Here is a 24,887-nt window from a genome sequence, read left to right as displayed (position 1 = left end):
GCTCTCAATAAACCGGCGGCGCGATGACCCAGATCGCAACGCAGGGGGTGTCATGCGGATTGGCCCAGCTGTAGGGCTCGCCACGAAAGCGGAAACTGTCGCCCGGACCCACGCTGAAGCGGCGATTGCCGATGCTCAGCTCCAGCCGACCCGAGATGATGTAGCCCACTTCCTGCGTCGGGCGTTGGGCCGGGGATTGCATGCGCGAGCCGGGCCGGAAGGTGGAGTGAATGACCTCGAAATCATCGGTGAGATCGGGCGAGAGCAATTCCTCGATCAGCCCTTCCTCGCCCGATCCCATGGGGCGGCGGGCGCCGGCGCGCACCACATAGCCCTGTTCATTGGCGGGCGCGCTTGCATGGCCGAAAAGCAGGGACATCGGCACACCAAGCTGCTCGGCGATCAGGCGCAGATCCGAGATCGACGGCTCGGAAAGATCGCGCTCCACCTGGCTGAGCCAGCCGACCGAGCGACCGAGACTGTCGGCAAGCTCGGCCAGCGTCAGGCCGCGCGCCTTGCGCAGGGCGCGCAGATCGGCCCCGAGGGTCTGGGCGCGGCTGACATCTGTCTGATGCATGCGGTGGCGGCTTTCGGTCGGCTGTGAAAAATCGGCGTCGAATTTCACGGTGGCGCGATTCCGTGAAAAAATCAAAGGAAATTTCACGCCGCGCTGCAGCGCATGCGAGATGTCGGTGGACCGGGTACAGGCGTTGCGCGGAAGGCTGGTTCAGAGCTTGCCGAACACGTCGCTCAGGATCGCGGCCAGCCCGTCGGCATCGGCCTGATCGAAAGCGGCGGGACGGTCGCTGTCGATATCCAGAACGGCGATGACCCGGCCAGCGCCATCGAAGACAGGCAGCACGATTTCCGAACGGGTCGAGCTGGAACAGGCGATGTGATCGGCGAACGCATCGACATCGTCGACAAGCTGCACCTCTCGCGTGCGGGCCGCAGCCCCGCAAACCCCCCGCGAGAAGGGGATCACAAGACAGCCATGCCCGCCCTGATAGGGGCCGATCTTCAAAAGCTCGGGAGCGGTGACCCTGTAGAACCCGGTCCAGTCGAAGCGGTCATCTGCATGATGCAGCTCGCAGACGATCGTGGCCATCAGGGCGATGGCATCGGTTTCGCCTTCGGTCAGGGCTGCAATGGTTTTCGAGATGGTGGGATAATCGATGCGCATGGGTCCTCTCATGCCACAGGCCGCGCCACGAGACCAGAGGGCTGTGGCATCACCGCTCAAGGTGCTGTAGAGCGCCGCGCATGGACAGTGCATACTCACCGCCACAGGTGCCTCTCGAGGTGCTGCACGATGATCACGAGATCCTCGTGGTCAACAAGCCTGCGGGTCTTCTGTCGGTGCCGGGCAAGGGGCCGCATCTGGCCGATTGCCTGATCGCGCGGGTGCAGGAGGCGTTTCCGAATGCGCTGCTGGTGCATCGTCTGGACCGCGACACATCGGGTGTCATGGTCTTTGCGCTGAGCCCGCATGCGCAACGGCATCTGGGCCTGCAATTCGAAAAACGGCAGATGAAGAAGACCTATGTGGCCCGGGTCTGGGGGATGCTTGAGCCGAAGGCCGGCACGGTGGATCTGCCGCTGATCGTCGACTGGCCGAACCGTCCGCTGCAGAAAGTGTGCCACGAGACCGGCAAACCCGCGCTGACCGATTGGCGGGTGCTGCGCCATGCGCAAGGCGAGACAAGGGTGCGGCTGGCGCCGAAGACCGGGCGCAGCCACCAGTTGCGAGTGCATATGCTGGCGCTTGGGCATCCCATCCTGGGCGATCCGCTCTATGCCAGCGGTGCCGCCGCGGATCATCCCCGCTTGATGCTGCATTCCGAAGAATTGCGCCTGCGTCATCCCGATGGCGGCATGGGCCTGCGGTTTCGGGCCAAGACCCCTTTCTGAGCGGCGTGCTTCGGGCGGGTGGGGGCCTCCGGCGGGAGTATTTGGGGAACGATGAAAGACGCGCCGCGCTCATGTTTCTTCTGGCTGGAAATATCCTGGGGGAGGCATTGAAATCCCGCAAGGATTTCAATGTCGGGGGCAAGGCCCCCAAACCCGGTCAGGACCGAAGCACACGGTCGGTCAGGTTGAGCCGGTCCGCGACGATCGGTTTCAGCACGCGCTCGAGCTCGGGGTCTGTGGCGGTCAGGCCGGTGAGCTCGTCGAGCCGGTTCGTGGCGACAAGCTGCAAGGCGTCATGGCGGATGGCGCCGGCGGCGTCGCGCGGCAGTCTTGCGACCGGCTGCATGAGATCGGGGGCGGGATCGGGGGTCAGCGCCGAGATGCGACCGGCATCGAGATCGGTTTCCACGAAAGCGTAAAGCCCCACACCCTTGGCAGGGCGTGCGTAGGTGTAAAGCGCGATATCCGTGACATTCGGGTGTTTCAGGAGCGCCGCGCGCAGGCCGGGGCCATCGCGTTCGATCCGGTCCTCGGTGCCTTCCCCATCCGACCAGTTCATCAGGCGTCGGGTGATGAAATTGTAAAGGCGCTTGCCGGTGGCCATCCAGATTTGCGCAGGCAGCGCTTTTTGCGCCAGCATCCGGGATTCGGAAGGGGTGAGCAGATCCGGGGCATAGGCGCGTTTCTGCTTGAGCAGATGGCGCAGATCCTCGCGGGCCATGATCCGGAAGAGCTTGCCCCGGCGGCGATGCACGGTGGCCAGCTGAAAATCGATCACTGCGGCGCGGCCTGCGGGTGTCATCAGCCAGTTCTGCGGTTTGGCGATGTCGTTATGGGTCACACCGGCGCGGCGCATCTGGCGCAGCAGGCGTTTTGCGTCGCGGTACCACGCCGGATCGGAGGGCTTTGCCAGCTGCAGCGGTGTCCCTTGGGTCCAGCTGCGCAGCAGGCCACTGCGATCGACGCGGATCAGCAGGGGGCAGCCTTCGATCCCGGTGACGGCGCGCAGGGCACGGGTCTCGCGACGCGCGAGCGCCCACGCGATTGCACGGGCATAGATCGGCACGGTGTCGAGTTTGCGCAGGACGACCGGAAAATCGCTGACGCCTTCGAGATGCCCCGAGATGGTCTCGGAGAAGATGTCGCGTTTGTGCACGGTTTCGGGCACGAAGGCTTTGATTGCGATATCGGGGCGCGTGCTCATCGCGATTGTCTTAGGGGTTTTCGCCGGACAGGGAAAGAGTATGCGAGGGCCGCCATATGCAGAACCGCGTCAGTCGGTAACGGCCGGGGCTTGCCGTGTGCTCTGGAGCATGTGTTGGACCCGATCCTGCAACATGCGTGCGCCGTGGATCGAGAGGTGATTGGCATCGCTATAGGCGCTTTTGCCGTCAAAGGCCCAATGGAAGGCGCCATCGCGCAGGAAGGCATCTCCGAAGGATACAAGCGTCAGGTCTTCGACGCTCTGAAAAACGCCCAAGTTGTAGCTTTGCAAGGTCTGGTGACGCTCTGCGGGCAGGGTTTGCAGATCAAAGAAGCTCAAGGCGCTTTCGCCGCTCCGGTCCTGGAACAGGGCCGCATAGACGATGTCCTTCGGCTCGAAGGTCAGTTGAGGGATCTGTTCGACGACGAAGAGCTTGACGCCAAGTCCCGCATAGAACTCGGCGGTGCGCCGGACTGCTGCCTCGAATACGGCGCGCGAGGCCGACGGCCCGCCGGTTTGCAGTGCGTTTTCGTCATTGAGCAGATAGTGCCGACCATGCCCCTCGTAACCGGCTTGCGTATAAAGTGACCAACGGGCGACCAGCACCACAGCCGAGATATCGTTTTCCTGAACGAATTTTGCCTGTGCCTCGGCGGCTGCGTGGCAAACGCCAAGCGCATAATTTCCGTTCCAAACATAGACGCCCAGAAGGGGCGGGCAGCCGGCCGTTCCCATCTTGACCACCTTGGTTCGTGTGTTGTCGGCAAAAGCCTCGAAGGCGGGCAGGATCGCGTCGGCATGGCTGTCGCCGAACACGGCGATGGTTTGCGTCGCATCCGCGTAATCATGGACAGGGCACACCAGTTGCGGCGCCTGTCCGACATCGCCAAAGCCGGTGCAGCCTTCCGGGTGGGACATGCCGTGGGTAGTTTGCAGAAATTCCGAGTAGAACGGCGTCATTTTCGCGGTGAGGCGCGCGTTGCTCCAGTCGGCGGCGAGGCCGGTGAAGCCGAAGGCGGCGAAGGCGGCGATTCCGGCGAGGCTGGCGCCGAAGAGGGCGGGGCGAGCGGGCAGGAGCATGCGGTGGGGGCCCGAGCGGAAGGGCTGTTCGACATAGCGCCAGGTGAGGGCGGCAAGCGCGAAACTGGCCAGCGCCAGCCCGCTCATGAGCCAGAGTGAGGGCTCATGCAGGCTGCGGATGCGCGCGAAGGCCAGAAGCGGCTGGTGCCAGAGATAGGCCGAATAGCTGATCAGTCCGATTGCGACGGGCAGCTTGCGCGACAGCACCCAGGCGACGGCCGTACCCTGTTGGGCAAAGAGCAGCACCAGCGCTGTGCCGATGACCGGCACCAGTGTGTAGACCGAAGGAAAGGGCACCGAGGCGTCATAGGCGAAGACCGACCACAGGATCAGGCCCATGCCGATGAGCGACAGGATCTGGTTGCCGCGCAGCTCGCGGCGAAAGGCGATGAAGGCGCAAAGCGAGCCTGCAAACAGCTCCCACATGCGCGAGAAGGTGAAGAAGAAGTTTTCTTCCGGGTAGTTGCGCCAGCCCCATTCGCTAAGCGCGAGCGACAGGAAGGCCAGCACCCCGATCACCGCGATATGCTTGCGGCGGCTGAAGGCGCCAAGGGCGGCCATCAAGAGCGGGAAGAGAAGGTAATATTGTTCCTCGACCGCGAGGCTCCAGGTGTGCAGAAGTGGGCGCATTTCCGAGGCCTGGGCGAAATAGCCGGAATATTCCCAGAAATGCACGTTCGAGATGAAAAGGGCTGCGAAAGCGAGGCTGCGCAGGAAATCCTCGAACGCGTCGGGCGGCATCCAGGCCCATGCAAAGGGTAGCGTCGCGGCGAGCACCACGAAAAGTGCGGGCAGAATGCGCCGGGCGCGGCGCTCGTAAAAGCGCAGGATGGAGAAACGGCCCTCGGCGCGTTCGCCGATGATGATCGAGGTGATGAGAAAGCCCGAGATCACGAAGAACACATCGACGCCGACATAGCCGCCCGAGAACACGTCCCAGCCGGCATGGAACAGCACCACCGGCACCACCGCCACCGTGCGCAGCCCGTCGATCTCAGCTCTGTACTTCATGGCGCGGGCCTTTTGGATGTCTCGTTGCTCATCATGTCGCTCGCTCACTCGGCCCGGTTACGGGTGAGGCCCCAGAAATCATGTCGGGCACCCAGCCACCGTGATCCGGGGATCGACAGGTGGCCCGCATCGCGATAGAGCACGACGCCGTCCTGCACCACATCGCAGCGCGTACCGTCGCAAATCATGTCTTCGAGGGTCACGACCGGCACCACTTGCGCCAGCCGGTCGAAGAATGTCTCGAGTGCCGCGTTGCGGGCGCTGGCCTGATCGAAGTCGCAATAGGCTTCGTCGTTGAGATAGGCGATCGCCTTGACCGCACAAGTGCCAAGATCCGTGCCGAGGCTGGGCGTGGGGGCAAAGACGATGACCTTCTTGCCAAGCGCGCGAATGGCGGTGACGGTATTCTGCATGGCCGCGATCAGCAGGTCGGTGTTGTCGCCTGCAGGGATGATCTTGCCCTCGGAGGTGAGCAGATTGGTGCCGACCAGATGGAAGGGTGAGGACAGCACCACATGTGTGACGCTGTCCTGGCCCGCCAGCCAATCAAGGGTGCGCGCGTTGAAATTCAGACAATGCAGCGCGTGTTCTGTGGCCCGGTCGGTCGTGGCGGTCACGCCGAGGACGGGGCTGCAGGAATAGATCGTGCTTTGCTTGAGAACTGGGGCGGGGTCCGAGGCCAGAAAGCCCGGCACCAGATGCATGGCATAGCTGTCGCCCCAGATCAGAAGCTCGGGCGCGTCGCCGGTGCGGCAGGCTTCGGGGGCCTTGAAACTGTCGGCGCAGGCATCGTTCAGCCCGTGATTGATGCGAAGGGATTGCCCATAGGCGCGCATCATCGGGCTGGCGAATGCGGCATTGCTCCAGTCGGTGGATTTTCCGGCCATGCCGATTGCCGCGAAGGCGGCGATGCCGGCGAGGCTGGCGCCGAAGAGGGCGGGGCGCGCGGGCAGGAGCATGCGGTGGGGGCCCGAGCGGAAGGGCTGTTCGACATAGTGCCAGGTAAGGGCGGCGAGCGCGAAACTGGCCAGCGCTAGCCCGCTCATCAGCCAAAGGGATGGCTCATGCAGGCTGCGGATGCGCGCGAAGGCCAGAAGCGGCTGGTGCCAGAGATAGGCCGAATAGCTGATCAGCCCGATGGCCACCGGCAGCTTGCGCGACAGGACCCAGGCGACCGCCGTACCCTGTTGGGCAAAGAGCAGAACTAGGGCCGTGCCGATGACCGGCACCAGCGTATAGACCGAAGGAAAGGGCACCGAGGCGTCATAGGCGAAGACTGACCACAGGATCAGGCCCATGCCGATGAGCGACAGGATCTGGTTGCCCCGCAGCTCGCGGCGGAAGGCGATGAAGGCGCAAAGCGAGCCTGCAAACAGCTCCCACATGCGGGAGAATGTGAAGAAGAAGTTTTCTTCCGGATAGTTCCGCCAGCCCCATTCGCTGAGCGCGAGCGACAGGAAGGCCAGAACCCCGATCACCGCGATATGCTTGCGGCGGCTGAAGGCGCCGAGGGCGGCCATCAGGAGCGGGAAAAAGACGTAATATTGCTCCTCGACCGCGAGGCTCCAGGTGTGCAGAAGCGGGCGCATTTCCGAGGCTTGCGCGAAATAGCCCGAATATTCCCAGAAATGCACGTTCGAGATGAAAAGGGCTGCGAAAGCGAGGCTGCGCAGGAAATCCTCGAACGCGTCGGGCGGCATCCAGGCCCATGCGAAGGGCAGGGTGGCGGCGAGCACGACGAAAAGGGCGGGCAGGATGCGGCGGGCGCGGCGCTCGTAAAAGCGCAGGATGGAGAAACGCCCCTCGGCGCGTTCGCCGATGATGATCGAGGTGATGAGAAAGCCCGAGATCACGAAGAACACATCGACGCCGACATAACCGCCCGAGAACACGTCCCAGCCGGCATGGAACAGCACCACCGGCACCACCGCCACCGTGCGCAGCCCGTCGATCTCAGCTCTGTATTTCATGGCGCGCCGCGACGCTCCCGTTTGATCCGTGTTGCGCCCTCATAGTTTCGTGCGCACCGAGTATAAAGCCCAAGTTTCGCATGATGTCTGGTCTTACGTGTTTCTGGAGTCGTCTGGCACCCTATTGGCGAGCGTATCGTCCCGGACAGTGCATCTTTGGTCCAGCTCCTCGAAATTTTGTATGTGACGAATATTGCGTGCAGAAATCACATCTCCGCGTGTAAGCTTCTTGCGCGTGTAGAATGAGCGGCTCTGGATCTGATAATGGTTGACCTGGAAGATATCGTCCAGCATCACGGTCTTGGACGAGCAGATGCCGCGCACACGGTGGATGTCGAGCATGCCGAAGCGTTTGAGATCGGCGGTACGGCAGATCCATTTCGCATGAAGCAGCGAGCCAAACGCCTCTTGCCGATGGACAAAGCCCTTGCGGATGCTGGCGGGCTGTTCGTCATGGCCGGAACTGCCGAAGAGTGTCCAGCGGGCATAGATCAGCTTGACCCAGTCGATGCCCTCGAGCGTGTCGAGCTTGTGCTGCAGGGTGCTGCCATCGCGGCAGAACCAGAATTCATCGGCATCGGCGATGAGCAGCCATTCAAATCGCTGGCGCAGCCGAAAAGCCTTGATCGCGGTCCAGTAATGCTGGCGCTGGCGGTGCGGTTTGTTCAGTTGGATAAGCTCGACCTTGCCGCGCTCGACCCATTTCTGCAGGGCCTCGAGGGTGCCGTCATCGCTGCCATTGTCGATCACGAAAATCCCGGCGGCGCCCTGCCAAAGGTAATGTTCGACCCACTCGTCGATCGCCTCGACCTCGTTTTTGACGATGCCGAGGACACAAAGCCGGTTGCCCGTTTGGGCGAGACGCGCCTCGATCCGCCGTTTCGGCAGCGAGGCGATGTAGCGTTTGAGCGATGAAAGCACCATGACCGCGTCAATTGCCCCCCGTTGTCTGGCTGACCTCGGAGAGCGAGCGCAAGGCGTCGGCGAAGGTGTCCTGCAGGAGGGCCGCGCCATAGGTCGACAGGTGGTCATCGTCGGTATAGGCCAGCGCGCCATCGAGGAACCACTGGTATTTGCCGTCCCGCATGAAGGGTGCGGAGGTTTCGATCACGGTGACGCCATCGAGGGCGCGGATGATGTCGGAGGCCGATTGCTGCAGGCGGTCGTTTTCATCGGCGTTGACGGCGGTGTCGTGGAAATATGCCTGTGCCTCGGTCTCGTCCAATTGGCGGAAGATCGCCTTGTAGGTTACGTCGACGGGCACGGCCTTTTGCTGGGGCACTTGCTCGACGACCACCACATTCACGCCGAGGTCGCGGTAGTGCCTCACCGTGGCGGGAAGGCTGCGGCTGAGTACGTCATGCGAGGACTCGATCCCCCAGGATTGGGGTGTCGGCTCTTCGGTGAGGAAGATGAGGTTGTCGGCGGGGTTGTATTCGCCGTGGGAATAGACCGACCAGCGGGCCACGAGGATCACGGTATCGACATCGTTTTCCGCCACGAACCGGGCCTGCGCGCGGGCGGTGGCGTAACAGGTGCCGAGGTTCAGGGGACCGCCCCAGATATAGGTGTCCAAGAGCGGCGGACAGCCGGGAAGGCCGGATTTGAGAACGGTGGCGTTGTGGGTCGCGGCGTATTTGTCCAGCGCGGGCAGGATCGCCTGCGCATGGCTGTCGCCGAAGACGGCGATGGTGCTGGAGGGGGCGCCCTCTGCTTCGTAGACGCGGCAGATGACCTCGCTATAGGAATCGAGATCGGGATTGGCATTCAGGTCGTAGCAGTTGGGAATGGGGCGCAGATCGACCGACGGATAAAGCGCGGTGCTGTAGAACGGCGTCATTTTCGCGGTGAGGCGCGCGTTGCTCCAGTCGGCGGCGAGGCCGGTGAAGCCGAAGGCGGCGAAGGCGGCGATGCCGGCGAGGCTGGCGCCGAAGAGCGCGGGGCGAGCGGGCAGGAGCATGCGGTGGGGGCCCGAGCGGAAGGGCTGTTCGACATAGCGCCAGGTGAGGGCGGCGAGCGCGAAACTGGCGAGAGCCAGCCCGCTCATGAGCCAAAGGGATGGCTCATGCAGGCTGCGGATGCGGGCGAAGGCCAGAAGCGGCTGGTGCCAAAGGTAAGCCGAATAGCTGATCAGCCCGATCACGACGGGCAGTTTGCGCGACAGGACCCATGCGACGGCCGTGCCTTGTTGTGCGAAGAGCAGAACGAGGGCAGTGCCCACCACCGGCACCAAAGTGTAGACCGAGGGAAAAGGCACCGAGGCGTCATAGGCGAAGACCGACCACAGGATCAGGCCCATGCCGATGAGCGACAGGATCTGGTTGCCGCGCAGCTCGCGGCGGAAGGCGATGAAGGCGCAAAGCGAGCCTGCAAACAGCTCCCACATGCGGGAGAATGTGAAGAAGAAGTTTTCTTCCGGATAGTTCCGCCAGCCCCATTCGCTGAGCGCGAGCGACAGGAAGGCCAGAACCCCGATCACCGCGATATGCTTGCGGCGGCTGAAGGCGCCAAGAGCGGCCATCAGCAGCGGGAAGAGGAGGTAGTATTGTTCCTCGACCGCGAGGCTCCAGGTGTGCAGAAGCGGGCGCATTTCTGAGGCTTGCGCGAAATAGCCCGAATATTCCCAGAAATGAACGTTCGAGATGAAGAGCGCTGCAAAGGCGAGGCTGCGCAGGAAATCCTCGAACGCGTCGGGTGGCATCCAGGCCCATGCGAAGGGCAGGGTGGCGGCGAGCACGACGAAAAGGGCGGGCAGGATGCGGCGCGCGCGGCGCTCGTAAAAGCGCAGGATCGAGAAACGGCCCTCGGCGCGTTCGCCGATGATGATCGAGGTGATGAGAAAGCCCGAGATCACGAAGAACACATCGACGCCGACATAGCCGCCCGAGAACACGTCCCATCCGGCATGGAACAGCACCACCGGCACCACCGCCACCGTGCGCAGCCCGTCGATCTCAGCTCTGTATTTCATGGCGCGCCGCGACGCTCCCGTTTGATCCGTGTTGCGCCCCCTCATTAGCCACGTGGGGGCAGCTTGCAAGCCGGGCCGGGCGAAAAAACGCCGCTTTGACGCAGCTGTGACCGCGCGCGGGGCCTTTTGGGCGACCCCGCGCGCGGATCGGTGCCTTGGGTCAGGCGCCTTCGGTCCAGCCGGAGACGGCCTTGACCTCGAGGAAGTCCTCGATGCCCCATTTGCCGCCCTCGCGGCCATTGCCGGACTGTTTCATGCCGCCGAAGGGCGAGCCGAGACCGCGGCTCTGGCCATTCATCTCGACCATGCCCGATCGCAGGGCCAGCGCGCAGCGATTGGCGCGGGCGGGATCCTGTGTCTGGACATAGTTGGTCAGCCCGTAGGGCGTGTCATTGGCGATGGCGAGCGCCTCTTCCTCGGTGTCGAAGGCCATGATCGACAGGACGGGGCCGAAGATTTCCTCGCGGGCGATGGTCATGTCGTTGGTGACATCCGCAAAGACCGTGGGGCGCACATAGAAGCCGCGATTGAGCCCGTCGGGGCGCCCGACGCCGCCCGCGACAAGGCGCGCGCCTTCGTCGATGCCCTTCTGGATCAGGTCCTGGATCTTGTTGAACTGCACCTCGTTGACGACGGGGCCCATGTGCCGGCCTTCGTCATGGCCCGAGCCGACCTGAACAGAATTGGCGACTTCGGCTGCGGTTTCGACGGCCTGATCGTAGATGTCGCGTTGAACGAGCATTCGGGTGGGTGCGTTACAGGACTGACCGGAATTGTTCATGCAATGCAGGACACCGCGCTTCACGGCCTTGTCGTCGGCATCCGCAAAGATCAGGTTCGCGCCCTTGCCGCCCAGTTCGAGACTGACCCGCTTGAGCGTGTCGGCAGCGGCCTTGGAAATGAGCTTGCCGGCGCGCGAGGAGCCCGTGAAGCTGACCATGTCGACATGCTCATGGGTCGACAGCTGCGTGCCCACGCCCGCGCCGTCGCCATTCACCAGGTTGAACACCCCCTTGGGAAATCCCGCCTCATGCATCATCTCGGCGAAGAGCATGGCCGAGAGCGGCGATTCCTCGGACGGTTTGAGGACCATGGTGCAGCCCGCGATGGCGCCCGCGATCACCTTGAGCGTGACCTGGTTCATGGGCCAGTTCCAGGGCGTGATCATCGCCACCACGCCAATCGGTTCATGCACGATCCGGTCATTGGGGGCGTGATCGCCGAGCGGTTCGATGAATTCGAAATCCTTCGCCACCGTCAGGAACGCCTTGATATGCCCGAGGCCCGCGCCGGCCTGTTGCTGGCGGGCCATGTCGATGGGCGCGCCCATTTCCATGCTGATGGCCTGGGCCATCTCTTCGGAGCGGGACTTGTAGACGTCATAGAGCTTTTCGACGAGCGCCAGCCTCTCGGCCTTGCTGGTGCGGCGCCATGAGGGAAAGGCCGCGTGCGCGGCGGCGACGGCCGCATCGGTGTCGGCCTGACCGCCAAGCGAGATCACAGCGCAGGGATCTTCGGTGGAAGGGTCGATCACGTGGTAATCGGTGCCGGCGCGCGGGTTGACCCAGGCGCCATCAATGTAGAATTGCCGTTTTTCGATCATTGGCTGACCTCCTTGAATTTGGGAGCAGCTTGTCAGGCGGATCCGGGGACCGCAAGGCGGGAGAGGCGGTGATGGGTGGAATTTGATCAAATTGTGATGGCGGTCGGGGTTCGGCCCGATGGAAGCGCGCAGGACAGGGCGCCTTGGTAGCGATCTTTCAGAAATCGTCCGCGTTCAGCATCCTGTCGAGCGCGGTTTCAAACTCGGCTACATCGATGGTGTAGGTGGCGCGAAACGCATCGAATGTGCTGTGAATGGGCGTGGTGTGGTTCCCGAAGAGGTATCTCAGCTCGGTTCCGACCGTGCTGGCGATATTGGAATAGGAACAAAAGCCGGAATATTGCGGCACGAGCCAGCTCAGTAACCGGCAGCCCGGGGTGCAAAAGAGCGAATTTGCGAAAGCGGCACCTGACGGGCCCATGATGAACCGCGCCCCGGCAAATAAAGCGACCTGTTCGCGAAAGGACAGAAGTTCGGGATAAACCGCCTCGAAGCCGCGCGCCTCGGCAATCGACAGAAGTTCATCCTGATTGTAGGGCCTGCGATCATTTCCGCGCGCAAGGAAAAGCCGGGTGGGACCGGTTGGCTCGCTGATGTGGAGCTTGTCCAGAATGTCCTGACGATACGCCATCAGAACACGAGGGTTGAATGAGTAGTCGCTTGTTTCGGGCCAATAGCCGGGCCGCATGTTGATCGGTTCGTGCAGGATCGGATCGATCGAAATCAGGTCTTCGAAGTCATAGAGATCTGTGTCTATACCAATCAGCTCGCGCGTGCCCTTGAACAGCTCCACACTTTCCCGGAACTGCGGCATATCCAAAGCCGCCTGCGGGACGATCAGCGGATATGTCTTGAACCGGTCGGGAAGGGATTGGGCAAGATAGGCCGATGGAAGGATGTCCAGAAGCCAATGGTACCAGTTATTGGCCCCCATGCCGAAGACCTTGATACCTTTTGGTTGCGGATGCCGAGGGCCTTCATGGACCAAGCCTTCCCCATGGACGCCATACCAGAACAGCACGTTGCCGTCGGCGATGACCGGGCCTTTCTTGCCGAGGTAATAATCCGGCACGTAGACGGTTTTCGACTTGAGGAAAGACGAGCTGAGGGCGGATGCCGCGATATTGTCGAGCTGGCGGGCCTTGATCGGTGGGAATACTCCATCGTGGACGGCGCTGTCCTTGCCGACAGGCGTGGGCGCGCGCGACTCGTAAGCTTCTTCGGGGGCGAGATCGGCAACGGGTTTAGACAGCTCGAGCGCGCCGTGGATGTGCCAGTGGCGAAATCCCTGGGACGGAAAGGAGGCGAGTTTCAGAAACAGGTGATGATACCAGCGAAAGTCGCCTTCATCCGCCTCATAGGTAAAGAACCTTGCCAGCGATCGCACGCATAGCTTGTAGGTTTTGCGCTGATATTTTCTGACCAGGAAGTTGAACATCTACAAAGGCCCTTTCACGACATTCTTGTCACACGGTTTTCCGTTGTGGAATGCCGATAGAGCGCTTGGGCATGAGTTTTCACTCGGATGCCGATGGACAGGGTAATGCTGCGCATCGCGAGAAGATCTCGATCCGAGATCTGCCCGGCCGAATGCGGGCCCATCGTGTTTTCATACTTCTTAAGGAACATATCGTCAAAGACCGGTCATCGGGGTATTCCGAGGCCTTTTAGTCATGCGGCACGTCGCTGTCACTTGCCAAATCTTCGATTTTTCAAGTCCATGGCCGGTGTGGCGGCACAGATCGGTCCGCTGTGACATCGGGCAAGCCGCAGATGCGCGGCAAGCGCCGAACATACCATGGACGAGACGCGGGGCACAGGCCCTGCCCGTTGCACATGGCGGCATGTTATGGCACGGCTTGGAGAGGTCCGGGGCGGAGGGTGAAGGATGGTCCACAAGGAAGAAGACGGCGTTTTCATCCATCCGTTGTCGGATGTGCATACGGCACAGATCGGATCGGGCACCCGCATCTGGCAGTTCTGTGTTGTGCTGGAAGGGGCGAGTATCGGGCGAAACGTCAATATCTGTTCGCATTGCTTCATCGAGAACGACGTCTCGATCGGTGATGATGTGACCGTCAAGAATGGTGTGCGGCTTTACGATGGGCTGACCCTTGAAGATCGCGTGTTCGTCGGACCCAATGTCACCTTCACGAATGACAAGACCCCACGATCCAAGGAGTATCCCGAGGCGTTTCTCAAGACGCGCGTGGGGGTCGGAGCCTCGATCGGGGGGGGCGCCACGATCCTTCCCGGCCTGACCATTGGCGCGGGGGCCATGATCGGGGCCGGGGCCGTAGTGACCAAAAACGTGCCTGCAGGTGCCGTCGTGACGGGAAATCCTGCGCGTCAACGTCCCGGCACGCGGGCCTGATCCTCAGGGTTTCGACAGAAGCTTGCGCATCCCGCGCTTGATCGCGCGGCGTCGGCCTTTCCAGGATGTGCGGTAGTCATGCAGCCTTTGGGCGACCAACGGATGATAGGCGCAGGCGGCATCGAGCGCGCTTTGGTTGCCCGAGGCCAGAAGCTCTTCGAAATAGGAATCGAGCAGTTTAAGCAAGACCTCCGGGGCGGGTCTGTCGGCAAAGAACGCGCCATGCCATTCGACCAGCGTCTTGACCTGTCTGAAGCTGTTACGATGCAGGTTGTCACCATGTTTGCGATAGGCGAAGCCGGGACCGGGGAGTAGTGCGAATGTCTTTTCGGGATGTGCGGCGAGATGGCGAAACAGGCGCGTGCGCAGGATGATGTCATCGCCGGTCAGCGTGTCGTCGAAGCCCCCTATCGCGTCGATGGCATCGCGGCGGAAGAGCTGCCCCTGGATATAGAAGCTGTGGGCATTGGCATATTCGACATCCAGAAGATCATCCGCCGTCTGGATAGCATCATCGTTGATCGGCATCGGCGCCTGTTCGGTGATCGTGGCGCCCTGTGGGTCGATCTCGCGATTGGTGCGGTCGGCCACGAAGGTGATGCTGTCATCGGCCTGCATCACCGCAAGCTTGCGGTCGATGCAATCGGGCAGCAGCAGATCGTCAAGCGACAGGAAGGTGACGAACCTGCCCGTGCTTGCGCGGAGCGCGGTGTTGAAATTTCCCGGCACGTTTGCGGTATTGGCCTGTTCGATGAAGCGCGCGGGAAAGGGGCTGTCTTTCAGGGTTTCGCGTATTACGTTAGGATTGCCGTCTGTCGATCCGTCATCCACGATGACGAGTTCGAGATCGCGGCAACTCTGGTCGAAAATCGAACGCAATGCTGCCGCCGAATAGGCCGCTTGATTGTAGGAGACGCAGAGGACGGAGACGAGGTTGGGCATCACCGGCATAAGCTATCTCGTCGTGCATTCGCTGTGAACAGCATTATATCAAAAATCGGCAACTGGTTCACAATACGCGATACTTTATCCATACCAGATTGGAACCGAGAACTTATTAGGGACATCTAGAAGTTTATTCCTGCCTCAGGTCTGTATAAGACCATAGGCCGACTATCCCGATTGGATAAAAGTCTATTGCAAATGAGTACAGTCGTCTGTCGAGGCAGGATTTTCGAAATGTCTGAAGGTTGATTTCTGGCGCCATGCGACGCGTATTTCCAGCTGCTTCTTCGTTATTAACCTGGCCAGGGTCTTGGTGCATTGGCCCGAGGGCTGGAAGCGAAAGTGCCATGATATGCTTGGTCGGGGGCGATTAGCGCCAATCAACGAGAGGAAGGAACACCGTTTTTTGTCGCATCCAGGGACACTGGTTTGAAATGTTTGACGGTGAACGTCTCATCAGACCTTCCCCAATTCGGAGCAGATACTATAGCGACCCGTTCGAACAGCTCCTCGAAGACAATACCAAGACCGTCAAGGCGCTCCAGAAACATACGAAAGTGGGGGGCGTTTTGATCCACTGCGCCCGTTTCGTCCTGTCGAACAAGGACCCAGCCATTAACGAAAACGCTGTTGTCGAGTTCGGCAAATATTGCACGGCTGAAGCCGGGCCCGAAATAATCAAGGAACCACGGTGCGCCGGGAGCACGCCCATTCAGGAAGTGGACCGCGATGGGTAATTGACCTGTGAAGTCAAATACCGTTGGTGCCTCGGCTTCTGGGCCGGCATATGAATGTGATTTCATGACTTCAACAAGTTCGGCAACGGGCGGAGTGACGTTCATCCGTTCCTCATCGGGAAACATCGTCGTCACTCGGGCACTCGCAAGATCACCTGCGAGCCTGTAAAGATCGTGTGTCGCGCTATAGGCAGATAGGATTACCACAAAGGGGTTTTCGTTGGTTGCGTGTCGGTTTGCGATACAATTCAATGTATGAGTACGCGTTGAGGTGTGTCGCCGTCAGCGTGCGTTGCTAATTGCCTAACTAAAATGGTGACAAGGTGACTTGGAGTGACTAGTGATCCGCGCTATGCAGCTCAAAGACCAAATTCCGACCGGGCGAAGCAAACGCAACATGACGGATTTCACGGCCAGGATCGCAGCACCTCACGTCGGGTTGACCGACGAAAAGGAGGCATGTGACGTCGCGGTCATAGTACCCTTTTACAAGGGGGCGGTATTTGTTTCGGAGTTGGTGGACAGAACTCATCAAGCACTCGAAAAGCAGGGACTGTCTTTCCAGCTGGTGTTGGTAGATGATCGAAGCCCCGGAAACGACTGGACTGAAATCGAAGCCGTCGCCGCCGCGGATAGCCGCGTCGTAGGCATACGCCTTAGCCGGAATTTCGGCCAACACGCAGCCATTTCCGCCGGGATCGCATATGCTCAGGCGCGGTGGTACGTCGTTATGGATTGTGACCTTCAGGATCCCCCCGAGCAGATACCCGCACTTTACCAACATGCTGTGGACAACCAATTGGATGTGGTGATCGCTGAACGTTCTGCCTCCGGGCATGGACGCCGCCGCAGTTACGGGTCCAGATTGTTCTACGGCATGTTTCGCTGGGTTTCAGGTCTGGAAGTGTCCTCTGAGATTGGTAATTTCAGGTTGTTTTCACATAAGGTGGCGGACGCATATCGCGCCTACCCCGAGCAACTGCGTCTTTTCCCGGCGATCATGGCTCAAGTTGGTTTCGCTACAGGCTCAATCCGCGTCCCGCGATCAACAAGGCCGGAAGGCAAGTCGTCATACACTTATCTGAAGCTCGCTTCTCTTGCCTTGGAAGCCATAATTGCATACTCGGAACGTCCGCTATGGTGGATTGCGGGTTTGGGGCTTGCGGTATGTCTGGGAGCCCTTGTCTTTGGCTTCGTCATAATGATCCAATATGCAATTGGAGTAATCGAGGTGGCCGGGTTTGCCACGCTTGCCATTTTGACAACTTTTTTGGGTGGCGCTCATCTGTTTGTGATCAGCGTCGTCGGGCTGTATGTCGGACGGGTTCTGGCAGAGGCCAAGCACCGTCCGATCTTTATCGTCGATGAAATCGCTAGAAAAGACTGAAGACAGTTTGTCTATGGAGCCAACGATAGTCTGGGGGACCGGATCTCAGGCCAGGATATACACCCAGGAACTTTTGAGCCGAGGGTACACAAACATCACGCTTGTGGATCTGGTGTCGCAAACCGTGCCTGAATGGGCGTCGTGTTTTCCAATCATGCGCGATCGGGACGAGCTCGCAGACTTGTTGGCCACGAAGTCCCGGTTCATTGTTGCCATAGGTGGCTTACACGGAGCAGTCCGAACTCATCTCCTCAACGACTTGCGACTTCGTGGACACACGCCTTTAAACCTGATCGATGCATCTGCAAACCTTAAACAAACCGTAGAGCCTGGAAGCATGTTGGTCGCGCTGCAAGGTGTGCAGGTCAATCATTTTGTCAGGTTGGGAGACGGCGTCATCTTGAATACAGGCTGCACCGTGGATCATGAATGCATCATCGCTGACGGCGTTCACATCATGGGCGGCGCGGCCATTGCCGGGCGGGTTTCAATCGGTCGGTTTGCATCGATAGGCACCAACGCAACCGTACTTCCAGACATCTCCATCGGTGAAGGCGCAGTCATCGGTGCTGGCGCGGTCGTAACCCGTGATGTTGCGGATTTCACGGTGGTCGCAGGTGTTCCGGCTAGATTTATTCGCGAGGCTGAACGCCCAGTCACCCCTGACGCAACCCCTTCAGGTTGATTGTCATGAAGTTTGGGTTGGTCCACGCTAGGTACATATTTGTTGGTTTGATCACGAATGTGTCCGTACTTGCAGTATATTATTCGCTCACGTTGTTTGTCGGTGTCGGGCCGAAAAGTGCTTTGTTCTTCGCAACCTTGCTGGGCCTTGTGCTGAATTATCTTGCGAACAGCACGTGGACATTTAATTCGTCGACCAAGAGATATCATTCCAGCCTGCGCTATCTCGTCGGCTATGTGGCGAGCTACTCTCTTCAATGGCTTATACTTTATGTCGGGACGGACTTGCTCGGTTTCGCGCATCAATGGGTTGTGCTGGTAGGACTCGTAATCGCCTCGATCAGCTTTTTTCAAATTCAAAGGTATTGGGTATTTGCCTCCGACGCCAAGCCACGCTAGACCCACGCATCACCAACATCATGCACAGACCAAGAAAAAATCGGGAAACATGGGCAGATTTTCTGAAATAGATAAGGGTCTAGTGCTGTTTGTGTTGTCTCTCCTTGTTGGACTGGCGCTCAGGTTGAACGGGCTGGCTGAACAGGCGCTGTCTTCCTTTGACGAGGCTGCCTACATACTGGAAGGCGCTAATATTGCAGGCTATGAGCCTTCGGCGCCTCTGTACTATGCCAGGCCGGGCTATGTGACGCTAATCGCCGGTTTTCGTCTTTTGTGGGACGATCCCATTGCTTCGGCAAGAGCAGTAACCCTGATCTCCTTTGTGGCGTCGATGCTCATACTTTGGGTATTCGTCGGTAGGATTTATGGGAAAACAGCAAGAAACATCGCTGTAATCGTCTTCGCCGTTCTGCCACTCAATGTGTATTATGGGCGGCTCATTTATCCTGATGTGCTGGCCGCAGGCTTGCTGTTGGCCAGTATCATGTTTTTCCTGCAAGCCATTGTGCCATGCATATCAGAGTCAGGGAAAATCCGGCAAAAGACCCAAGACGTAAGTCAGGGATGGCTTCTGGCGGCCGGCTTTTTTGCAGGGTATTTTGTGACAGTTGGCAGCTACCGTGTCGCACCGGTCTTGGCAGCGGTGGTGGTGGTATGCCTCATCACTTTGTTTAGACTCAGGGCCAACGACGTAAAGCTGAAGACCAAGACGTTTTTGGCGGTTCTTGCCGCCCTGTTTCCAGTCGTTTTGTTTCATGTCGAGTTCGATTTTCTCGACCAGATGTTCAATCTGGCCTTCCTGTATCCGAGGGAGGCCGGCACAGGCATGATCAATGTTGATCCCATTTATTACCTGCATGTACTCATATTTTATTTTACCCCCGTTGCGCTGTATGTAGTGGTATTTGCCTTGTTAAAATTGAGTTCGTGGCGCAGATGTATAAACACTGCAATCAGCAGACTGAGCGAACCCAGATACCAGCTGCTTGTTGTGATCTCTGTATTACCTGCTCTTTTTCACACGTTTTATGCCTTGCGCGGCGTAAAGCTACTCAGCCCGAGCCTGCCTTGGATTGCAATATTCTTCGCCGTTGGATTGGCGCGGATCCCGAACACGATAGTGCGAAATGCGCTCATAGGGCTTTCTGCCATTCTGTTTGTTTTCCAAGCTCAAAAATTGTCCCACGACATGGGCTATAGTGGTATGTATGAGATGGCAAATGTTGCAGGGCAAATACCCGGTGTTATCGTAGATAATGGCGGGGGATGGGTGCTTGCTGTCAGCTCCGAAACGCTTGATCCTAATGTGACCCAGCTTGTTCCGTACTGGTGGTGCGAATGGGCCCCCCAACTGTGCGATACAAAATACAAGATTATGAGCACTGAACAACTCAATGCGCTCGACCCTATCGTGAAAGAGCAATATGAAATCCTATCGACGCATGAAGTCACGATGGGGAAACACGCAGCACATCTTTCATATTTGGAAGGCGCGGCAATGCCGCCGAGTATGAAAATGGAAAGTCTATGGCGGGAAAAATCAGCCGTAACATTACACTGGAACATAGTCCGGCAACGCTGACAATTTGCACGGTTTGCAATTCACAGGTGGTAACTTGATGACACTAGACGCCAGAAGCTATTTGGAAAATTCAAACGTATATTCGTTTTTTCAATGGTGCGTTGGTGCCGGCAACTTGCGTCGTGAATTCAGGGATAGTTTGATCCGCCCCTATCCCGGCATGCGGATGCTTGATGTGGGATGCGGCCCGGCAGACATTCTCAGATATCTGCCTGACAGCATGCATTATGTCGGTGTCGATGGCAGCGAGAAGTATATTGCTCGCGCCCGCGAAGCACATGGCGACCGGGGTGAATTTATCCATCTGCAGTTTGAATCGACGGGCTCCCCGGAGCAGTTGAATGTCGAGCCCTTTGATCTTGTGGCTTCGATGGGCGTGCTGCATCATCTTGATGACCACCAAGCGATTGAGATGCTTAAATGGAGCAAATCCATGTTCTCGAAGGATGCTCGCTTCGTTTCTTTTGACGGCTGTTACGTGGACGGGCAAAGCCCAATTGCGCGTTACATGCTTTCAAAAGACCGAGGGGAGTATGTTCGTACGAAAGAGCAATACTTGGAGATCGCCTCAAAAGTGTTTTCCAATGTAAAGGCGACGGTTGCACCCAATAGGCTTCGCTTTCCATACACGCATTTATTCCTTGAATGCAGCTAGCGCAGTTTTCAGGGGCGTCGCAGCGGGCTGATCCGAGGTAAAATCAAGCCCGGCTTGATATCAATGGTCTTGAGATTCATTGACCTTGTTAGTAGGCAATCCTGAACATGCGATTTTCAAACGGCCATGTGTCTCTTTAATGAGACCACGAGAAACAGACAAAGGTCTCAGAACAATGGAAAAGCTGCCGTTCAATCGCCCTTCGATGACTGGCCGCGAGTTGGAGTACCTAACGGAGGCCGTCAACAGCAGCAAACTTTCCGGCGATGGACCCTTCACAGAACGCTGTCACGAATGGCTTGAACAGACGTTCGAAAGTCCGGCTCTTTTGACGCATTCCTGCACCGGGGCTCTGGAGATGGCTGCCATGCTTGCAGATCTGCAGCCCGGCGATGAGGTCATTCTTCCATCATACACCTTCGTCTCCACTGCCAACGCCGTCGTTTTGAGAGGTGCCGTTCCGGTATTCGTCGATATACGCAAGGACACTCTGAATTTAGACGAAACGTTGATCGAGGATGCGATTACGCCAAGAACCAAGGCCATAATTGCGGTTCACTATGCTGGTGTCTGCGCCGAAATGGATGTCATCAATGACATCGCGTCCAAACACAACCTATTCGTCATCGAAGACGCGGCGCAGGCAATGCTGTCGACCTACAAGGGGAGGCTGGCGGGAACGCTTTCGGACTTCTCCGCGTTCAGTTTCCATGAGACCAAAAATATCCTTTCGGGCGAAGGCGGGGCGCTCATCGTAAATAATCGTTCATATTTAGAAAGAGCCGAGATTTTGCGTGAGAAGGGGACCAACCGGAAGAAGTTTTTCCGCGGTGCAACGGACAAATACACATGGGTGGATATCGGTTCTTCTTATCTGCCATCTGAATTGGTCGCGGCATATTTGTTCGCGCAGCTCGAAACCGCGCAAGACGTGACTAAGTACAGAATAGAGGTCTGCAATCGTTATCGTGAGAGCTTTTCTGAGCTAAGCGATGAAGGCCTTGTGGGACTTCCGTTTTGCCCAGAAAACTGTGTGTCTAATGGGCACATGTTTTATATCGTCCTAAGAACTCCCGGCGATCGAGATCGTTTCATTGAAAAAATGTCGGCAGAGGGTGTAATGACGCCGTTTCACTATGTCCCCCTGCACTCCTCTCCTGCCGGAACAAGATTTGGCAAGACGCACGGTAGTCTTGAAAACACTGATGTCTTGAGTTCGAGACTTGTACGTTTGCCTGTTTATTACGGCGTCAAGGAGCACCAAGACCGGATAATAGAAGCAGTAAGAAAATTTTTCGCATGAACGCAGAATATTATCGGACACCGGACGCGTCGTGAAAACTGTCGTGCAAGAGAATGGACAATCCATGAACTCCAAAGTCATCACTTTTGTAGAGAGTTCTGATATCCCAAACTCTGCTTTATGGGTGGCCGAAGCAAAATTCGGCTTTCGCTATGTCAATGAAAAGATATTGGTGCTTAAGGATCACTCAAACATTCTCGAGGTCGGCTGCGGCAGTGGTATTTTATTGTCTGTCTTTTCTGAAATGTATCCCAATCATCTTTTTGACGGGATAGAGCCATTCGGAGACGGCTTTTCTTCTCTTAAAGAGCTTAACGCGCTCGTCCAGGAAAGTGGCGTAGATATAAATCCATGCTCATACGAAAATTACGAAACCGATAAAAAGTATGACCTGATCTATTGCGTTAACGTGTTTGAGCACGTTGAGAATTGGAGACACTTTTTGGAATGGGTTTCAGAGAAGCTCAAGGACGATGGTGTGTTTCTGGTGTTATGCCCCAACTACAGTTTCCCGTATGAAAGTCATTTCCGTATTCCGGTATTGGGAACCAAGGCCTTGACGTACCAATTTTTCAAGCGCCACATCGACAAATTAGAGCAGGATACTCAGTCCTTTGGACTGTGGGCTTCTCTCAATTTCGTCAAAAAACGGGACGTTAAAAAGTTCATTCGAGAAAATCGAACAGTGCTCAATTTGGATCTCAGTGATGAAACAGAAATCATCGACGATATCGTCAGCCGTGTCGTCGAGGACGAAGAATTTCGGAAAAGGCAAAGGTTCATAGGAACAATCGGTTTGTTTCTCCGAAAGATCGGATTTTTGAGATTTATCAAACTGGCTCCGAACCTCATTCCATATATGAAGCTTTCTTTCAGAAAGCGGCGTGCGGATCATCCATCCTGACAGCTTTTCCCATGGATGCCGTGGTTGAGCTCAGCCCCGTACTATGTCTGGTTCCGGTGGCTGCACCTGCCCGTTCGCCTTGTTTTTCGCCCTATCGCAGCATCCCGGCCCAATCCCATTTCGCACCCAGATAGGCCGATCCCTCTTTGGAGAGATGAAACCTGTCGCGGTAAATCAAAGCGCCGTCCTGAATGACATCGCATGTGCCGGTGCCGCAAATCATGTCTGTCAGGTCCAAGATCTTCACCTCATCGGCCACCTGCGCCAGAAAGTCTGCCACTATCTTGTCCAGTTCATCACCAGGCGGGAAATCGCAGGTGGCCTCATCAAGACCGAACCTTGCACTGCGCATGGCGCAGGCTCCTGTGTCGTAACCGCTGCCGGGTGTCGGGGCGAAGAGGACAACCTCGGCGCCGGTGTCACGGATCCGCGCCAAGGTTTCGCGCAAAGCGGCCAGAACGCGATCCTGAGACGCGGAATATGTAGTGCCCTCGCGGTCGAACAGATCGTAAAAGATGATGGAAAACGGGGATGACAGAACGACATGGGTCACGCTGTCATTGGCCTCGAGCCACTCCAGCACCTGATCGTTGAAGGCCATGCAGTCGCGCGCCCATTGCTCGCCATATCCTGCCGTCGACAGGTTCAGGGCGATGCCAAGCATCGGGGCGCATTGTGATTTGGTGTGCTGTTGCAGCTTCATTTCCGGATCGCTGGCCAAAAGCCCCTGGGCCAAGTGCATCGCGAAACTGTCGCCCCAAAGCAGGATTTCGGACGTGTCGGATGTCCGGCATTTCTCGGAAAGCGTGAAGTCCGCAGTGCAGTCGATATGCAGGCCCGGATTTATGGCGATGCGGTCATCAAGCCCGCGCATCTCTTCGGCATCCGCGCGCAGCACCGCCCCCTCGCGGGACACGACAATGCCGCCTGCGATGCAAATGGTCAGACTTGCCAGCAGGCTGGCGGCAAAGACGTGGCGGCGGGCTGGAAGCCACATCCCGGTTTTACGCCGGAAGGGGGCTTCGACGAACCTCCAGCTGAGATAGGCAAGGCCGAGTGACAAAAGACTCAGGCCGATCATCAGAGGCTCGGATGGGGTGGTCAGGCTGCGGATGCGCGCGAAGGCGAAAAGCGGCTGGTGCCACAGATAGGCGCTGTAGCTGATCAGGCCGATCGCCACCATGCCGCGCAGCGAAAGAAGCTTTCCGACCACTGTCGACGGGCCTGCATAAAGGATGATCAGTGCGGTGCCGACAACCGGCAAGAGCGCATAGAGCGACGGAAAGGGAATCGTCTTGTCATAGAGTGTCGCCGCCATGAGCACGGCCAACAGACCCGCAGCCGCAAGATAGCCATTCGCAAGTGGGCCGCGACGGTGCAGCACGAAGGCACAGAGCGACCCCGCACCCAATTCCCAGGCGCGGGTATGCAGCAGGTAGAATGTGGCGCCAGGGGCCGTCCGCGAGCCCAGTTCCGCCAGCAAAAGGCTCACGACGCAAATCCCAAGAACCGCGTAGAAGGCTGGATTGCGGCCAAAGCGCCAGAGCCACAAGAGCAGGAGCGGGAAGAAGATGTAAAACTGCTCCTCCACGGCCAGAGACCATGTGTGCAGCAGGGGATTATCTTCGGCCGCGGGCGCGAAATAATCGATGTTCTGCCAGAAGAGGATGTTCGAGGCAAAGAACACCACGGCGATCACGGACCTGCCGAAATCCTCCATCTGCGATGGCAGCATCCAGGCCCATGCGAAGGGCGCACAACACAGCATGACGAAGAACAGCGCGGGCAGAATGCGTCTTGCGCGGCGTTCGTAGAAGCGCGCGATCGAGAATGTGCCCTTTTGCAGATCGTCGATCAGGATGGACGTGATGAGATATCCGCTGATGACGAAGAAAACATCGACGCCGACAAACCCGCCCGAAAAGAGGTCCAGACCGGCATGAAAGAAAATGACCGGCATCACGGCGACGGTGCGTAGACCGTCGATTTCGGGGCGGTATTTCATGTTCGGGTCCGGTTTGATCTGAAACTGCAAGACATGGTGTTGTTTTGCTGTTCAAACCTCCATTGTCAAAGCGTCGTCTTTACCGGAGGCTTGCAAAGGTCTGGCCTGTGGCGGCTTTGCAGGTCGGCCGCTGGTCGGGTGCCATAAAATTCGCTATCCCGA

The 24,887-nt window shown here is 58.3% G+C and carries 21 protein-coding genes; 9 read left to right on the top strand and 12 right to left on the bottom strand.

Annotated elements, in window-relative coordinates; all coding sequences use genetic code 11:
• Positions 1 to 4: 4 nt before the first annotated feature.
• Together F3H35_RS01280 and F3H35_RS01275 are read right to left on the bottom strand one after the other, a co-directional pair.
• A complete protein-coding gene (locus F3H35_RS01280; protein ID WP_149777854.1) occupies positions 5 to 577 on the bottom strand; it encodes a helix-turn-helix domain-containing protein in 573 nt (190 codons plus the stop codon).
• A gap of 150 nt (positions 578 to 727) precedes the next feature.
• Entirely contained in the window at positions 728 to 1,183 is a 456-nt protein-coding gene (locus F3H35_RS01275) for a GAF domain-containing protein (RefSeq protein ID WP_149777853.1), read from the bottom strand.
• Between the two features lie 80 nt (positions 1,184 to 1,263).
• On the opposite strand from F3H35_RS01275, the gene F3H35_RS01270 reads away from it, so the two are divergent.
• Positions 1,264 to 1,911, top strand: coding sequence for an RluA family pseudouridine synthase (locus F3H35_RS01270; RefSeq protein WP_149777852.1), 648 nt, complete (start codon positions 1,264 to 1,266; stop codon positions 1,909 to 1,911).
• A 157-nt stretch (positions 1,912 to 2,068) separates the two neighbouring features.
• Here the strand turns inward: F3H35_RS01270 and F3H35_RS01265 are convergent, their stop codons facing one another.
• The 7 genes from F3H35_RS01265 to F3H35_RS01235 all read right to left on the bottom strand — a co-directional run bounded on the left by F3H35_RS01265 (position 2,069) and on the right by F3H35_RS01235 (position 13,188).
• Positions 2,069 to 3,115, bottom strand: coding sequence for a serine/threonine protein kinase (locus F3H35_RS01265; RefSeq protein ID WP_149777851.1), 1,047 nt, complete (start codon positions 3,113 to 3,115; stop codon positions 2,069 to 2,071).
• 69 nt (positions 3,116 to 3,184) lie between these two features.
• Positions 3,185 to 5,206 carry an acyltransferase family protein gene (locus F3H35_RS18990; protein WP_149777850.1) on the bottom strand — a complete coding sequence of 674 codons (2,022 nt, stop codon included), beginning with the start codon at positions 5,204 to 5,206 and terminating at the stop codon, positions 3,185 to 3,187.
• Positions 5,207 to 5,250: 44 nt separating this feature from the next.
• Positions 5,251 to 7,176, bottom strand: coding sequence for an acyltransferase family protein (locus F3H35_RS01255; protein ID WP_149777849.1), 1,926 nt, complete (start codon positions 7,174 to 7,176; stop codon positions 5,251 to 5,253).
• A gap of 93 nt (positions 7,177 to 7,269) precedes the next feature.
• Positions 7,270 to 8,100: a glycosyltransferase family 2 protein gene (locus F3H35_RS01250; protein ID WP_188129833.1), complete on the bottom strand. Its 831-nt coding sequence runs from the start codon at positions 8,098 to 8,100 to the stop codon at positions 7,270 to 7,272.
• A 7-nt stretch (positions 8,101 to 8,107) separates the two neighbouring features.
• A complete protein-coding gene (locus F3H35_RS01245; protein ID WP_188129832.1) occupies positions 8,108 to 10,147 on the bottom strand; it encodes an acyltransferase family protein in 2,040 nt (679 codons plus the stop codon).
• A 160-nt stretch (positions 10,148 to 10,307) separates the two neighbouring features.
• Positions 10,308 to 11,750: an aldehyde dehydrogenase family protein gene (locus F3H35_RS01240; RefSeq protein ID WP_149777846.1), complete on the bottom strand. Its 1,443-nt coding sequence runs from the start codon at positions 11,748 to 11,750 to the stop codon at positions 10,308 to 10,310.
• Between the two features lie 157 nt (positions 11,751 to 11,907).
• A complete protein-coding gene (locus tag F3H35_RS01235) occupies positions 11,908 to 13,188 on the bottom strand; it encodes a glycosyltransferase family 61 protein (protein WP_149777845.1) in 1,281 nt (426 codons plus the stop codon).
• Positions 13,189 to 13,638: 450 nt separating this feature from the next.
• Between F3H35_RS01235 and F3H35_RS01230 the strand changes: the two genes are divergently transcribed.
• A complete protein-coding gene (locus tag F3H35_RS01230; protein ID WP_149777844.1) occupies positions 13,639 to 14,124 on the top strand; it encodes an acyltransferase in 486 nt (161 codons plus the stop codon).
• Positions 14,125 to 14,127: 3 nt separating this feature from the next.
• Here the strand turns inward: F3H35_RS01230 and F3H35_RS01225 are convergent, their stop codons facing one another.
• Positions 14,128 to 15,075 (bottom strand): glycosyltransferase family 2 protein, encoded by a 948-nt coding sequence (locus F3H35_RS01225; RefSeq protein WP_149777843.1) that lies wholly within the window; start codon positions 15,073 to 15,075, stop codon positions 14,128 to 14,130.
• A 374-nt stretch (positions 15,076 to 15,449) separates the two neighbouring features.
• Positions 15,450 to 15,941: a hypothetical protein gene (locus F3H35_RS01220; RefSeq protein WP_149777842.1), complete on the bottom strand. Its 492-nt coding sequence runs from the start codon at positions 15,939 to 15,941 to the stop codon at positions 15,450 to 15,452.
• Positions 15,942 to 16,158: 217 nt separating this feature from the next.
• On the opposite strand from F3H35_RS01220, the gene F3H35_RS01215 reads away from it, so the two are divergent.
• The 7 genes from F3H35_RS01215 to F3H35_RS01185 all read left to right on the top strand — a co-directional run bounded on the left by F3H35_RS01215 (position 16,159) and on the right by F3H35_RS01185 (position 22,720).
• Positions 16,159 to 17,193, top strand: coding sequence for a glycosyltransferase family 2 protein (locus F3H35_RS01215; RefSeq protein ID WP_149777841.1), 1,035 nt, complete (start codon positions 16,159 to 16,161; stop codon positions 17,191 to 17,193).
• On the top strand, positions 17,171 to 17,878 hold the full coding sequence (locus tag F3H35_RS01210; protein ID WP_188129831.1) for a NeuD/PglB/VioB family sugar acetyltransferase: 708 nt from the start codon (positions 17,171 to 17,173) through the stop codon (positions 17,876 to 17,878). Before F3H35_RS01215 ends, F3H35_RS01210 begins: the two co-directional genes overlap by 23 nt.
• Positions 17,879 to 17,883: 5 nt before the next feature.
• A complete protein-coding gene (locus F3H35_RS01205) occupies positions 17,884 to 18,276 on the top strand; it encodes a GtrA family protein (protein WP_149777839.1) in 393 nt (130 codons plus the stop codon).
• A gap of 49 nt (positions 18,277 to 18,325) precedes the next feature.
• The gene (locus F3H35_RS01200) at positions 18,326 to 19,858 is read left to right on the top strand and encodes a glycosyltransferase family 39 protein (protein ID WP_149777838.1); all 1,533 of its coding nucleotides are present in this window, start codon (positions 18,326 to 18,328) and stop codon (positions 19,856 to 19,858) included.
• A gap of 37 nt (positions 19,859 to 19,895) precedes the next feature.
• Positions 19,896 to 20,513, top strand: coding sequence for a class I SAM-dependent methyltransferase (locus F3H35_RS01195; RefSeq protein WP_149777837.1), 618 nt, complete (start codon positions 19,896 to 19,898; stop codon positions 20,511 to 20,513).
• Between the two features lie 175 nt (positions 20,514 to 20,688).
• A complete protein-coding gene (gene rffA, locus F3H35_RS01190; protein WP_149777836.1) occupies positions 20,689 to 21,816 on the top strand; it encodes a dTDP-4-amino-4,6-dideoxygalactose transaminase in 1,128 nt (375 codons plus the stop codon).
• Positions 21,817 to 21,880: 64 nt separating this feature from the next.
• On the top strand, positions 21,881 to 22,720 hold the full coding sequence (locus F3H35_RS01185) for a class I SAM-dependent methyltransferase (RefSeq protein WP_149777835.1): 840 nt from the start codon (positions 21,881 to 21,883) through the stop codon (positions 22,718 to 22,720).
• Positions 22,721 to 22,811: 91 nt separating this feature from the next.
• Here the strand turns inward: F3H35_RS01185 and F3H35_RS01180 are convergent, their stop codons facing one another.
• A complete protein-coding gene (locus F3H35_RS01180) occupies positions 22,812 to 24,725 on the bottom strand; it encodes an acyltransferase family protein (protein WP_149777834.1) in 1,914 nt (637 codons plus the stop codon).
• Positions 24,726 to 24,887: the final 162 nt, after the last annotated feature.

Source organism: Roseovarius litoreus (genome assembly GCF_900142765.1).
Lineage (GTDB): Bacteria > Pseudomonadota > Alphaproteobacteria > Rhodobacterales > Rhodobacteraceae > Roseovarius > Roseovarius litoreus.
Note: the sequence above shows the minus strand (reverse complement) of the source record. Positions and strands in the feature narration are given on the sequence as shown.